Here is a 13,255-nt window from a genome sequence, read left to right as displayed (position 1 = left end):
TCGATCCGGCCATTCACGTCTTTGAAAACGATGGCGGGAGGCGCCTATCGCTTCACCTTCGCCTCGATCGCGTCCCACACGTTCACCGCGAGATCCGGCCCGCCGAGGCGCTTGATGGCGCGCACGCCCGTGGGGGCGGTCACGTTGATCTCGGTCAGGTTGCCGTCGATCACGTCGATGCCCACGAGGATGAGGCCCATCTGCTTCAGGTGGGGGCCGATGGTCTCGCAGATCTCGCGCTCGCGCGGCGTCAGGTCCGTGGGCTTCGCGGCGCCGCCGCGCACCATGTTGGAGCGGATGTCGTTGGCGGCCGGAACGCGGTTGACAGCGCCCGCCGCCTCGCCGTCGATGAGGATGATGCGCTTGTCGCCTTCCGTCACCTTCGGCAGGAATCGCTGGATCACCCAGGGCTCGCGGAAGGTGGCGGCGAAGAGGTCGTAGAGCGAGCCGAAATTCGGATCTTCCCGGCCGATCTTGAACACGCTCGCGCCGCCGTGCCCGTAGAGCGGCTTCATGACCACGTCGCCGTGCTCGCGCCGGAACTCCTCGATCTCCTGCTTGTCGCGGGAGATCAGGGTCGTGGGCATGAGATGCGGAAACTGCGTGACGAAGAGCTTTTCCGGCGCGTTGCGCACATGGGTGGGGTCGTTCACCACGAGCGTCTTCGGGTGGATGCGCTCCAGCATGTGGGTCGCGGTGATGTAGGCGAGGTCGAAGGGCGGGTCCTGGCGCATGAGCACCACGTCGACCGTGGAGAGATCGACCCGTTCCGGCTCGGCAAGGGTGAAGTGGTCGCCCTCCACGTCCCGCGCCTCGACCGCCTCGGCCATCGCCGTCACCGCCCCGTCGCGCATGGACAGGCGGTCGGGAGTGTAGTGCAGGACGCGATGCCCGCGCCGTTGCGCCTCGAGGAGCAGCGCGAAGCCCGTATCGCCGGCAATCTTGATGTTCTTGATGTGGTCCATCTGGACCGCGACGGTCAGGGTCATGCGTCAGTCTCCGTGAGATCCGGGTTATTGGCCCGAAATGGATCAATGGCAACAGGCTCTCTTGCGCCGGTCGAACGAAATGGGGATCGGCGCGTTGTCCCCGGCCCTTCCCAGGAGCGCACCTCCCTTGCCGACAGGCACGACCGCCTACATTTCTGACAAGTCATGACACGCCGCGCCCTTCTGATCGTGAATTCCAAGAGCCGCAGCGGCGAGGCCCAGTGCCGATTCGCCATCGAGCGACTGAAGGCGCACGATATCGAGCCCATTCACGTGGAATGCCACAAGCGCGAGGACATGGGCTCCATCATCGTCGAACATGCCGATAGGGTGGATTGCGTGGTGGTCGGCGGGGGCGACGGAACGATCAATGCGGCGGCGTTCGGCGTGATCGAGGCCAACCTGCCCCTCGGCATCCTGCCCCTGGGCACCGCCAACGATCTCGCCCGCACCCTGGGCATTCCCTTCGATCTCGATGATGCGGCGGACGTCATCGCCGCCGGCAAGACCCGCAGGATCGATCTGGGCATCGTCAACGGCGAACCGTTCTTCAACGTGGCGAGCATCGGCCTCTCGGCCGATCTGGCGAAGAGGCTCACGCGGGACATCAAGCGGCGCTTCGGCCGTCTCGGCTATGCACTCGTGGCCATGAACGTGCTGGCGCAGGCGCGCCCCTTCCGCGCCACCATCACCAGCGACAAGGAGGCCATCCGCGTCAGGACCCTGCAGATCGCGGTCGGCAACGGGCGGTATTACGGCGGCGGCAACGCGGTCGAGAAGGATGCGGCGATCGACGATCAGCATCTCGATCTCTACAGCCTCGAATTCGACCGCGCCTGGAAGATGGCCTTCATGGCGCGGTCCTTCCGCAGCGGCGAGCACGGCGCCTGGCGCGAGGTCCGCGCTATCCGGGCGAAGGAGTTCGACATCCGCACCCGGCGTCCCCGCTCGGTCAATGCCGATGGCGAGATCGTCACGAAGACGCCGGCGCATTTTTCCATCAAACCCTGTGCCGTCACCGTTTTCGCGCCCTGACTTCAGCGCCATTCGGTGAGGGAGGGCGGCAGGACCGCCCCGGTGCTCTCGTCGGGGGCAGGCTGCTCGCTCTTCCATGAGCGGCCGTAGCGAACCACGCCCTCGACCTCTCCGCGGGCCAGGCCGATGTCGTGGAGAGCCGCGTCGTCGAGAGAGGCGAGCAGGCGCATGTCGCGGCGCGCGCGGATCTCGCTCATCACCAGGGCTGCAAGGCGGCTCAGCAACCCCGGACCCTTCCTTTCACGCGATCCGGCAAGCCGGGGGGCCGCTTCGCGGGTCATGCTCAGAGACATGGTTCTCTCCATCGGTTGGGCCGGTGAGGATCCGAGAGGCGAGCGCCGTCCTTCGCCGGACGGGTGTCCGGCGTGGCGATGCAGGTCTTGATCTTCGAATCCTCGGGGCCGTGGGCCGTTGCCGTGCTCGTCGGGAGCTTTCCGTCAGCGGCGATGAGAGAACTCTACGCCTGTGCCTTGCATAACGGAAACGAATGTTCATTATATTGAAGATAACAGAGTTTTATGGAGGCTTCCCATGCCCCACAACCTCGACGTCAGCCTGCTGCGGGCCTTCGTGGCCGTGGTCGACGCGGGCGGCATGACCGCCGCTGCGGGTCTGCTCAATCTCACCCAGGCGGCCGTGAGCCAGCAGATCAAGCGCCTCGAAGACATGGTGGGCGACGCGCTCATCACCCGCGACCGGCGCGGCATGAAGCTGACGGCGGCGGGCGAGCGCCTGTTCGGGCGCGCCAAGCGGATGCTCGCCCTCAACGACGAGATCTGGACCGAGATCACGACCCCCGTCTACGAGGGCGAGGTGCGGCTCGGAATCCCGAGCGACATCATCACCACCTACCTGCCCACCTTTCTCAAGGGCTTCGCGCGCAGCTACCCGCGCGTGCAGATCACCCTGCGGAGCGGGTCGAGCGCGAAGCTCCGTTCGGAACTCGCCGCCGGCAAGGTGGATGTGGTGCTCGCCACCGAGATGAGCTGCGATCCGGATGGCGAGAACCTCATCATGGACCGGCTGGTCTGGGTCGGCGCCCCGGGCGGCGAGGCGGCGCGGCAGCGGCCGCTTCCCGTGTCGATCGGCTGTTCCGATTGCGCCTTCCGTGCCCCCATCCGCGAGGCCCTGCAGCAGGCCGGCATCGAGTGGCGCTCCGCCTCCGAGGTGACGAACACCTCCGCTCAGGTGGCGACGGTCGCCGCCGATATTGCCGTCATGGCCTGGATGGCCTCCACCGTTCCCGAAAACCTCGAGGTGCTGGGCCGCGAATCGGGGCTGCCCGCGCTCCCGCCCTTCACGGTGAACCTCTACCTGCCGAAGAACGGCGGCGGCCCCATCGTCCAGGAAATGGCACGCCATATCCGCCAGGCGCTCGCCGTGCCGCGGCGCATGGTGGCCTAGGACATCTCCAGCTCGAACGCCCCCGCCACGTGCCACGGCCACCGGCGGGGGGCGAGGAAGACCGCATCGGCCCGCCAGGTCTTGGCGGCGGCCCAGGGATGGCGCGAGAGCCAGGCCCGGGCGGCGCGGGAGAAGCGACGGCGCTTGGCGGGCGTGATCGCGGTGAGTGCGTCGTCCATCCGGCCGCGCGCCTTCACCTCCACGAACGCGATGGTGTCGCCGCGCATGGCGATGAGGTCGATTTCGCCGCCCGCGGCCGCATAGCGGCGGGCGAGGGGGCGGTAGCCCTTCGACAGCAGGAACAGCAGCGCGATCAGCTCGGCCCTGTGGCCGCGCAGGAAGGTGGCGCGCCGGCGCTCGACGGCGTTTCTCATGCGTCCTTCTTGGCGAGCGCGAGGGCGCGGGCATAGACCTCGCGCTTCGGCATGTTCAGCTCCGCCGCCACGAGCGCCGCCGCATCCTTGATCGAGTGGTGCTTCAGGGCGGCCTCCAGCTTGCCGTCGAGGGCCGCGTCGGCCTCGGCCGCGTGCATTTCCTTGCTGGCCTCGCCGATCAGCACCACGATCTCGCCCTTGGGCGGTCCTTCCTCGGCGAATTGCCTCGCCAGTTCCGGCAGGGTGCCGCGCCGGATGGTCTCGAACAGCTTGGTCAGTTCGCGCGCCACCACGGCCTGGCGCTCGCCCAGCACGTCGGCGGCGTCGGCCAGCATCTCTGGCAGGCGGTGCGGGCCTTCGAACAGCATCAGCGTGCCCGGAATCGATGCGATTTCGGCGAGCCGCGAGCGGCGCGCGCCGCTTTTCGCCGGCAGGAAGCCCTCGAAGAAGAAGCGGTCGGTGGGCAGGCCCGACACGACGAGCGCCGTGAGAATGGCCGAAGGGCCGGGAATGGGCGTCACCGGCAGGCCTTCCTCGATGGCGGCCTGCACGAGCTTGTAGCCCGGGTCGGAGACCAGGGGCGTGCCTGCATCCGATACCAGCGCGAGGGCCTGTCCCTCGCGGATGCGCTGCACCATGCGCTCGCGGACGGCGTCGGTGGAGTGCTCGTGATAGGCCAGGAGAGGGGTCGTGATGCCGTAATGGGCCAGCAGGGTCTTGGTGACCCGCGTGTCCTCGGCCAGAACCGCATCGGCGGCGGCGAGCACGTTCAGGCCGCGCAGGGAAATGTCCTTCAGGTTGCCGATGGGGGTCGCCACCACGTAGAGGCCGGGCGACAGGGGCTCGGCCTCGGCGGCGAGGCCGAAGGCCGTGAAGGTGCTGACGCGCGCGGCAGGGTCCCGCCGCTTGGTCCTGTTGTCGATTCTCTGGGTCATCGTTCGCTACTGTCGCATGAAGGCCCGTTCCGGCGAAAGCCGCAGGCCGTGGAAACAATGTTTACTTTTACCGGCCATGATCGGCGTGTTTGTCGATAGGCTGCTTCCATGGGGGCTTGGGAGATGGCACGGTTTTCTCCTCGTTCGATCCGCGGCTCGAAGAGCCGGCGCACCTGGGCTGCCGCCCTGGCCGCCACCCTGCTGCTGTCCGGCTGCATCGGGTCCGGCAGCATGGTTCCCCCGCGTTCCGTCGGCCGGAATGCGGCCGCTCCTCCGCCTCCGCCCGAGACCCTCTACGAGGCCGATCCGGCTGCACCCGCCGGGCCCGCCGGTACCCTGCCGGGGGCCATGCCCATGGCGTCGGGCGGGACGACCATCGGCAGCGGCCCGGTCCGGGTCGCGCTCATCCTGCCGCTGACCGGGCAGGGGCAGAGCGCCGTGGCGGCGCAGAGCATGAAGAATGCCGCCGATCTGGCCCTGGCCGAGGCCGGAAGCAGCGAGATCACCGTGCTCGTGAAGGACGACCGCGGCACGCCCGAGGGCGCGAGCGAGGCCGCGAGCCAGGCCGTCGCGGAAGGCGCCGAGCTGATCCTCGGCCCGCTCTTCGCCAGCTCCGTCCAGGCGGCCGGACAGGTGGCCCGCCAGTCGGCGAAGCCCGTCGTCGCCTTCTCGACGGATACGAGCGTCGCTGCGCCCGGCGTCTATCTCCTGAGTTTCCTGGTCCAGGCCGAGGTGGACCGCATTGTCTCCTACGCGGCCTCGCAGGGCCGCCGCTCGGTGGCGGCGCTCATCCCCGAGACGACTTACGGCCGCGTGGCCGAGGCCCAGTTCCAGCAGGCGGCGGCCCGCCACGGGCTTCGCGTGGTCGCCGTCGAGCGCTACCCGGCCGGACAGCCGCACGGGGCCGTGCAGCGCCTGGCCCACACGATCGCCGGGGCGGCGCCTCAGGCGGATTCGGTGTTCATCCCCGAGAGCGGCGACGGCCTGCCGATGGTGGCGCAGGCCCTCCAGACCGTGGGGTTCGATCCTCAGCGGGTGAAGCCTCTCGGCACGGGCATCTGGAACGAGGCGCGGGTCTATGCGCTTCCCGCCCTGCAGGGCGGCTGGTTCGCCGCGCCCGACAACCGCGGCTTCGAGGCTTTCGCCGCGCGCTACCGCGCCCGCTTCAACACGGACCCGATCCGCCTCGCCACGCTCTCCTACGACGCGGTGACCCTTGCCGTGGCGCTCAACCGCGCGCGGGGTGCGCAGCGCTTCGCGGAGGGCACGCTCACCGATCCGTCGGGCTTTGCCGGCGCCGATGGCGTGTTCCGCTTCAAGCCCGACGGCACCAACGACCGCGCCCTCGCCGTGCAGGAGATCCGCGGCGGCGCCACCGTGATGGTGAGCGGGGCGCCGCGCACGCTCATGGCGAGCAACTAGCCTCAAGCCGCCGGCTGTCGCGACAGGGTGGCGCTCAGGGCCGGCTTGTTGTTGAGGGTCTGGAACACCACGCAGTAGCGCTCGGTCAGCTTGAGGAGCTGATCGATTTTCTCCTGCGGCGCGTCGGTGTCGACCTCGAAGGTCAGGCGGATGTCCTTGAAGCCCACGGGCGCCGTCTTGTCGACCCCGAGCGTGCCGCGGAAATCGAGATCGCCCTCGGCCTTCACGGCGCCATGGCGCAGGTCGATCTCGAGCGCGGTCGCCACGGCCTTGAGGGTCACGCCCGCGCAGGCCACGAGCGCCTCGAGCAGCATGTCGCCCGAACAGAGTTCCGCTCCCGAGCCGCCGGTAGCCGGGTGAAGTCCGGCCACAGCGAGGGCGCGGCCGGTCTCGACCTTGCAGGCGATGTGCTGGTCGTCGAGGGTGCCTTGCGCCTTCAGGGTGATGACGGCGGCGTTCGGGTCGTTGCGGTATTGATCCTTCAGCGGGGCCTGGAGGGCGCGCAGTTCGGTCGAGTCCATGATGTTGTCCTTGGATTGTGTCACCACCAGAGCGCGGCGGCCTGGCGGTCCTTTTCACGCTGAGGCTGTTTTTGCGGCGGATTGAGCGATTGGTCCAGTGCCGACAGCACGCGGCGCACCGAGGATTCGAACGGCAGCCCCGATTTGTCGCGCGGGCGAGCGAGACTCAAGGACAATTCGTCGAAGATGCGCCCGGGTTTCGGCTGCATCACGATGGCCCGGTCGGCCAGCGTCACGGCCTCCTGCACGTCGTGCGTCACGAGAACGACGATGGGCCGCGTCTCCTCCCACAGGCCGAGCAGGTGCTCGTGCAGGCTCGCGCGGGTGAAGGCGTCCAGGGCCGAGAACGGCTCGTCGAGGAGGAGCACCTTCGGGTTGGTCACGAAGGCGCGGGCGATGGCGACGCGCTGCTGCTGGCCGCCGGAGAGATCGCGCGGCCAGCGGTCGGCATGCTCCACGAGGCCGATCTTCTCCAGTGCATGCGCGACCCGCGCCTTGCGCTCGGCGGCGCTCACGCCGTCGAGGCCGAAGGCGATGTTGTCGGACACCGTCAGCCAGGGCAGGAGGCGCGGCTCCTGGAACACGATGCCGATGGCCGGGTGAGGGCCCGAGAGCACTTCGTCGTCCAGGCGGATCGTGCCCGCGCTGGCCCGGTCGAGGCCGGCGATGAGGCGCAGCAAGGTGGTCTTGCCGCAGCCCGAGCCGCCGATCAGCGCGACGATCTCGGCCTCGCGGACGGAGAGGTTGATGTCGGACAGCGCCCGCGTCCCGTCGGCATAGGTCTTGGAGAGGTGTTCGAGGTTCAGCATGTCAGAAACCTCCCGTCAGCGCTGGGCAGTTCGCGCCGTCATTCCGGGACGGCCGGAGGCCGAGCCCGGAACCCATAGACGCCAACCGTTCAAGAGATGTCGCGCGCGACCCGCTGCGCCTGCCTTGCTTGCGGCTGCGGCTCCGGGTTCCGGGCTCCGCTGCGCGGCCCCGGAATGACGGCGGGGAGGCGAGGTTCGGCATCACAGGCGCTCCCGCACGGTGTCCTGCCAGCGCACCAGCGGCTTGGTGCCGTAGACGAGCAGGCTGTCGGCGATCTTGCCCAGAAGCGCGAAGGCGATGATGGCGGCGAGGATCTGGTCGGGCTTGCCCATCTGCTGGCCGTCGACGAGGAGATAGCCCAGCCCCTCCGAGGCGCCCATGAACTCGGCCGCGACCACGAACATGAAGCCGAGGCCGAGGCCCGAGCGCAGGGCGATCAGCGCCTCCGGCAGGACGGCCGGAAGCAGGATGCGCCGGGCGAGCTGCGTGCGCGACAGGCGGAAGACGTGGCCGACCTCGACCAGCTTGCGGTCGACGGAGAGGATCGCGCCCGCGATGCCGAGATAGACCGGAAAGAACACGCCGACCGCGATCAGCGCCACCTTCGATTCCTCGAAGATGCCGAGCCACAGGATGAAGAGCGGCACCCAGGCGATGGAGGGGATCGCGCGCAGCGCCTGCAGAGTCGGGTCGAGCAGGCGGCGCATCGTGGTGCTGGTGCCCGAGACCGCCCCGATCGCGATGCCCGCGGCGGCGCCGATGACGAAGCCGATCAGGATGCGCCAGAGCGTGGCCCAGACATGGGTCCACAGCTCGCCGGTCTCGGCGAGCGCCAGAAGCGTTGCGGCGATGCGGCTCGGCGGCGGTACGAGGCGGCCCTGCGCGAGGCCCAGGGCGACGGCGGCTTCCCACAGCAGCGCAATGGCGATGGGCAGCAAAAAGCCGAGAAGAATGCGCCAATCGAAGGCCTGGCGCTTCTTCCCGGCAAGGGGAGGGGCCGCGAGAGCGGCGGCACCCTTATGGGAGGACCAGGCGTGGCTTTGGGCTTGGCCTGTCACGGCGCTCTCCCGTGATGAAGCTTATCGAGAGGCGGTCGCGAAGCTGCGGTCGATCAGGGAATCGACGGCGGCCTTCACGTCCGTGTCGGCGGCGATGACCCCCGCCTGCTGCAGGGCGAGGCCGGCGGCCAGGATCGTGTCGACCTGCGGCTGCCCGATGGTGGAGTGCGTCAGCTCCGTGCGCTCGAGCTGACGCTCGATCACCGGCTCGGGCAGCTTGGTGTAGGACACGAGGATCTTCTTCAGCTCTTCCGGATTGGCGAGCGCATAGGCCCGCGCCTCCTCATAGGCCTTCAGCACCTTCCCGACGAGGGCCGGGTTCTCCTTGGCGAAGGCCTCGCGGACGTTGAGGATGCCCCAGGTGTTCGCGGCCGCATTGCGGTAGAACAGCTTGGCGCCGCTCTCCACCTCGGCTGCCGCCATCAGCGGATCGAGGCCGGCCCAGGCATCCACGTCGCCGCGCTCCAGCGCGGTGCGTCCGTCGGGATGCTGGAGCAGAACCAGCTTCACGTCCTTCTCGGTGAGCTTGGCGTCCTGCAGGGCGCGCACCAGGAAGATGTGCGGATCGGTGCCGCGGGTCACCGCGACGCGCTTGCCCTTCAGGTCCTCGACCTTCGCGATCTCGGAATTCTTGCCCGCGACGAGGGCCGTCCATTCGGGGCGGGAATAGACGTAGATCGACTTGATCGGGTTGCCGTTGATCTTGCCGATCAGCGCCGCGGCCCCGGCCGTGGAGCCGAAATCGATGGATCCGGCATTGAGGAATTCGAGGGCCTTGTTGGAGCCGAGCGACTGCACCCAGCGGACCTTGATGCCGTCCTTGGCGAGTTCCTTTTCCAGGAAGCCCTTGTCCTTCAGGACGAGGCTGACAGGGTTGTAGGTGGCGAAGTCCAGGCGCACTTCCTCCACCTGCGCGGAGGCGGCGGTGGCGAAGGATGAAAGTCCGGTGGCGAGGGAGGCGGCGAGGAGAAGGCGGCGGGTCAGGCTCATCGGTATCGGGTCCCATGTTCCGCGCATGGGAGCTCGCAACCCGAGGGTTCCGGCGCCCGGCGCTTTAGCTGCACTTGTTTCGCGCCCGCAAGCTGCTTGCTCAAATCGGCGCGTGTCCTTTTTGTAGAACTGTTCGTTTCTTTTGTCAAACATCGTCTTGTAAAAAGAACAAACCAGATGCTGCGACGAATGTCCACCGGGTAGGCCATGGGCGAAGCCCCCGCGAAATGGTAAGCCGGGACACGCGTTCAAGCACGGTCGCCCATGTCCAGCCTCTCCGTCGAGACCATTCTCCAGAATCTGGGTCGCGAGCCCTTGCGGGACCCGGGTCTCCTGCGCTCCCGCCTGGTGCCCGAACTCAGGAGATTCCTCGACGAAGGCCATGCCGCGGCCGAGGCGCGGCTCCTCGAAAACCAGAACGGCCTCGACTGCGCCCGCTATCTCTCCAAGCAGATGGACGCGCTCGTCCGCGGCGTCCACGACGCGGTGGTGAGGCATCTCTATCCGGCCAACAACCCGTCCATGGGCGAGCGCCTCGCCGTGGTGGCGACCGGCGGCTACGGGCGCGGGACGCTCGCGCCCGGCTCGGATGTCGATCTCCTGTTCCTGCTGCCCTACAAGCAGACGGCCTGGAGCGAGAGCGTGGTCGAGGCCATGCTCTACGTGTTCTGGGACCTGAAGCTGAAGGTCGGGCACGCCACCCGCTCGGTGGAGGACTGCATCCGGGAAGCGGCGGCGGACATGACCATCCGCACCTCCCTCCTCGAAGCGCGCTTCCTGTTCGGCGACCCGATGCTCTACGACACGCTCATGGAGCGCTTCGACCGGGAGATCGTCGCCACCTCGGCTGCCGACTTCGTGGACGCGAAGCTCAAGGAGCGCGATGCCCGCGTCGCCAAGGCCGGCGCCTCCCGCTACCTGGTCGAGCCGAACGTCAAGGACGGCAAGGGCGGCCTGCGCGACCTGAACACGCTCTTCTGGATCGCCAAATACGTCTATCGCGTCCGGGAGCCGGAGGAGCTGGTGAAGGCCGGGCTCTTCACGCCGGACGAGTTCAACCTCTTCGCCCGCTGCGAGGAGTTCCTGTGGCGCGTGCGCTGCCATCTGCACTTCGCCACGGGACGGGCCGAGGAACGGCTGACCTTCGACCACCAGCGCGTCATTGCCCAGCGGATCGGCTTCACGGGACGCAGCGGCCTGTCGGCCGTCGAGCGTTTCATGAAGGCTTATTTTCGCATCGCGAAGGATGTGGGCGACCTCACCGCCATCGTGTGCGCCGAGCTCGAGGCGCGCCAGGCCAAGCGCCGTCCGGTGCTCGACCGCATGTTCGGACGCTTCCGCCGCCGCCGCGGCGGAGCGCTCGCCGAGCAAGGCTTCGTCATCGACAACGACCGCATCAACGTCAGCGACGAGACGGCGTTCGAGCGCGACCCGGTCAACCTCATCCGCCTGTTCTGGCTCGCCGACCGGCACAACCTGCCGATCCATCCGGACGCGACCCGGCTCGCGACGCGCTCCCTGTCGCTGATCGGCCCCACCTTGCGCAACGACCGCGAGGCGAACCGGCTGTTCCTCGATATTCTCACCTCCAAGAACGTGCCGGAAGTGGTGCTGCGCCGCATGAACGAGGCGGGCGTGCTCGGGCGCTTTATTCCCGATTTCGGCCGCATCGTCGCGATGATGCAGTTCAACATGTACCACCACTACACGGTGGACGAGCACCTGATCCGCTCCATCGGTATCCTGACCGAGATCGAGACGGGGCAGTTCGGCAACGAGCATCCGCTCGTGAACCAGATCTTCTCCTCCATCCAGAACCGCCGCGCGCTCTACGTGGCCGTGTTCCTGCACGACATCGCCAAGGGCCGCCCGCAGGACCATTCGGAGGCCGGCGCCACGATCGCCCGCAAGCTCGGCCCGCGCTTCGGCCTGACCGAGGCCGAGACCAACACCGTGGCGTGGCTGATCGAGCACCACCTCCTGATGTCGAACACGGCGCAGAGCCGCGACCTCTCGGACCCGGCCACGATCAAGAGCTTCGCCGAGGTGGTGCAGACCATGGAGCGCCTCAAGCTGCTCCTCGTCCTCACGGTGGCGGACATCCGCGCCGTGGGACCGGGCGTCTGGACCGGCTGGAAGGGGCAGCTCCTGCGCACCCTCTATCACGAGACCGAAGTGGTGCTGGGCGGCGGCGCGACGGATCTCGCCCGCTCCGAGCGGGTGCGCCTGGCGCAGGAGCAGCTTCGCGCCCAGCTCGCCGACTGGCCGCAGGACGTGTTCGAGGCCTATGCGGCCCGCCACACGCCCGCCTACTGGCTCAAGACCGACGAGGACCGGCGCGCGAAACAGGCCCGTTTCGTCCGCCGGGCCGAGGAGGCCGGACGCACGGTCACCACCTGTTTCGAGACCGACCAGTTCCGGGGCGTGACGGAGCTCACCGTCCTGTCGCCGGACCATCCGCGCCTGCTCGCCATCATCACCGGCGCCTGCGCGGCGGCAGGCGGCAACATCGTCGACGCGCAGATCTTCACCACCACGGACGGCATGGCCCTCGACACCATCGTGCTGTCGCGCGCCTTCGACCGGGACGAGGACGAGCTGCGCCGCGCCGAGAGGGTCGCCACCGCCATCGAGCGCGCCCTGAAGGGCGAGGTGAAGATCGCCGACCTCGTGGACGGCAAGCGCCCGGCCAAGGAGCGCGCCAAGGCCTTCCACGTGCCGCCGGAGGTCTCCATCGACAATTCCCTGTCGAACCGCCAGACGGTGATCGAAATCTCCGGACTGGACCGGCCGGGCCTGCTCTACGATCTCACCACGGCCCTGGGGAAGCTCAACCTCAACATCGCCTCGGCGCACATCGTCACCTTCGGCGAAAAGGCCGTGGACGTGTTCTACGTGACCGATCTCACCGGCACCAAGGTGACCCACGCCAGCCGCCAGGCCACCATCCGCCGGACCCTGCTCGACGTGTTCAAGGCGGAGGAAACTGCCCCGCTTCAGCGGCGCAGCGCTTGATTTGTGGTTCCCGCGACCTGATATGTGGCCCGACCCCTTTTCCTCCATCTCAGTTGATCGACGATGAAGCCGAACGACACGGAAAACCAGAACACGACGCCTCAGGCGGAGGCTGCGGAGCCCGCAGAGGCCGCAGCCGGTGCCGCGGCGAACGACGCCGAGGCGCAAGCCTCGCCGGATCCCATCGCCGTCCTGGAAGCCGAGAAGGCGGACCTGAAGGACAAGTTCCTGCGCCTGATGGCGGACATGGAGAACCTTCGCCGCCGCACCGAGCGCGAGGTGGCCGATGCCCGCACCTATGCGGTGACGAACTTCGCCCGCGACATGCTCAACGTGGCCGACAACGTCCGCCGCGCCATCGAGAGCGTGCCCGAGGATGCCCGGGCCGGCGCCGAGGGCGCCTTCAAGGGCCTGATCGAGGGCATCGACCTCACCGAGCGCGACCTGCTCAAGACCCTGGAGCGCCACGGGGTGAAGCGGCTCGATCCGCAGGGCCAGAAATTCGATCCCAACGTGCATCAGGCCATGTTCGAGGTGCCGAACCCGGACGTGCCCAGCGGCACGGTGGTCCAGGTGGTGCAGTCGGGCTACGTCATCGGCGACCGGGTCCTGCGCCCGGCCCTGGTGGGCGTGGCCAAGGGCGGCCCCAAGGCGGCCAACGGCGCCGAAGGCGCGGACAATCCTTCCGCCGCCTCCTAACCC

The 13,255-nt window shown here is 68.3% G+C and carries 13 protein-coding genes; 5 read left to right on the top strand and 8 right to left on the bottom strand.

Features of this window, described 5'->3' with window-relative positions; all coding sequences use genetic code 11:
• Nucleotides 1-44: 44 nt before the first annotated feature.
• Nucleotides 45-989: a glutathione synthase gene (gene gshB, locus LGR44_RS02910; protein ID WP_226737002.1), complete on the bottom strand. Its 945-nt coding sequence runs from the start codon at nucleotides 987-989 to the stop codon at nucleotides 45-47.
• Nucleotides 990-1,154: 165 nt separating this feature from the next.
• On the opposite strand from gshB, the gene LGR44_RS02905 reads away from it, so the two are divergent.
• Nucleotides 1,155-2,024 carry a lipid kinase gene (locus LGR44_RS02905; RefSeq protein ID WP_226737000.1) on the top strand — a complete coding sequence of 290 codons (870 nt, stop codon included), beginning with the start codon at nucleotides 1,155-1,157 and terminating at the stop codon, nucleotides 2,022-2,024.
• Between the two features lie 2 nt (nucleotides 2,025-2,026).
• On the opposite strand, the gene LGR44_RS02900 is transcribed toward LGR44_RS02905, so the two are convergent.
• Nucleotides 2,027-2,317, bottom strand: coding sequence for a DUF1127 domain-containing protein (locus LGR44_RS02900; protein ID WP_226736998.1), 291 nt, complete (start codon nucleotides 2,315-2,317; stop codon nucleotides 2,027-2,029).
• A 238-nt stretch (nucleotides 2,318-2,555) separates the two neighbouring features.
• Here LGR44_RS02900 and LGR44_RS02895 point away from each other — a divergent pair, with 238 nt between their 5' ends.
• Nucleotides 2,556-3,428, top strand: coding sequence for a LysR family transcriptional regulator (locus tag LGR44_RS02895; RefSeq protein ID WP_226736996.1), 873 nt, complete (start codon nucleotides 2,556-2,558; stop codon nucleotides 3,426-3,428).
• Here the strand turns inward: LGR44_RS02895 and LGR44_RS02890 are convergent.
• On the bottom strand, nucleotides 3,425-3,802 hold the full coding sequence (locus LGR44_RS02890) for a YraN family protein (RefSeq protein WP_226736994.1): 378 nt from the start codon (nucleotides 3,800-3,802) through the stop codon (nucleotides 3,425-3,427). The genes LGR44_RS02895 and LGR44_RS02890 overlap by 4 nt on opposite strands.
• Nucleotides 3,799-4,737 carry a 16S rRNA (cytidine(1402)-2'-O)-methyltransferase gene (rsmI, locus tag LGR44_RS02885; protein WP_226736992.1) on the bottom strand — a complete coding sequence of 313 codons (939 nt, stop codon included), beginning with the start codon at nucleotides 4,735-4,737 and terminating at the stop codon, nucleotides 3,799-3,801. Before rsmI ends, LGR44_RS02890 begins: the two co-directional genes overlap by 4 nt.
• Before the next feature lie 123 nt (nucleotides 4,738-4,860).
• Between rsmI and LGR44_RS02880 the strand changes: the two genes are divergently transcribed.
• Complete coding sequence (locus tag LGR44_RS02880; RefSeq protein ID WP_226736990.1) at nucleotides 4,861-6,159, top strand: penicillin-binding protein activator; 1,299 nt, start codon at nucleotides 4,861-4,863, stop codon at nucleotides 6,157-6,159.
• Between the two features lie 2 nt (nucleotides 6,160-6,161).
• On the opposite strand, the gene LGR44_RS02875 is transcribed toward LGR44_RS02880, so the two are convergent.
• From LGR44_RS02875 to LGR44_RS02860, 4 genes are all read right to left on the bottom strand, one after another.
• Nucleotides 6,162-6,680 (bottom strand): OsmC family protein, encoded by a 519-nt coding sequence (locus tag LGR44_RS02875; RefSeq protein WP_226736988.1) that lies wholly within the window; start codon nucleotides 6,678-6,680, stop codon nucleotides 6,162-6,164.
• Nucleotides 6,681-6,700: 20 nt separating this feature from the next.
• Entirely contained in the window at nucleotides 6,701-7,489 is a 789-nt protein-coding gene (locus LGR44_RS02870; RefSeq protein ID WP_226736986.1) for an ABC transporter ATP-binding protein, read from the bottom strand.
• 201 nt (nucleotides 7,490-7,690) lie between these two features.
• Nucleotides 7,691-8,443 carry an ABC transporter permease gene (locus tag LGR44_RS02865; protein ID WP_226737114.1) on the bottom strand — a complete coding sequence of 251 codons (753 nt, stop codon included), beginning with the start codon at nucleotides 8,441-8,443 and terminating at the stop codon, nucleotides 7,691-7,693.
• Nucleotides 8,444-8,569: 126 nt separating this feature from the next.
• Nucleotides 8,570-9,538: an aliphatic sulfonate ABC transporter substrate-binding protein gene (locus LGR44_RS02860; RefSeq protein WP_226736984.1), complete on the bottom strand. Its 969-nt coding sequence runs from the start codon at nucleotides 9,536-9,538 to the stop codon at nucleotides 8,570-8,572.
• Nucleotides 9,539-9,802: 264 nt separating this feature from the next.
• On the opposite strand from LGR44_RS02860, the gene LGR44_RS02855 reads away from it, so the two are divergent.
• Together LGR44_RS02855 and grpE are read left to right on the top strand one after the other, a co-directional pair.
• Nucleotides 9,803-12,553, top strand: a complete 2,751-nt coding sequence (locus LGR44_RS02855) for a [protein-PII] uridylyltransferase (protein WP_226736982.1) — start codon at nucleotides 9,803-9,805, stop codon at nucleotides 12,551-12,553.
• A gap of 63 nt (nucleotides 12,554-12,616) precedes the next feature.
• Nucleotides 12,617-13,252, top strand: coding sequence for a nucleotide exchange factor GrpE (gene grpE / locus LGR44_RS02850; protein ID WP_226736979.1), 636 nt, complete (start codon nucleotides 12,617-12,619; stop codon nucleotides 13,250-13,252).
• The last annotated feature ends 3 nt before the right edge of the window (nucleotides 13,253-13,255 follow it).

It is taken from the genome of Microvirga lenta, from assembly GCF_020532555.1.
GTDB lineage: Bacteria > Pseudomonadota > Alphaproteobacteria > Rhizobiales > Beijerinckiaceae > Microvirga > Microvirga lenta.
This window is presented reverse-complemented; position numbering and strand designations above follow the sequence as displayed.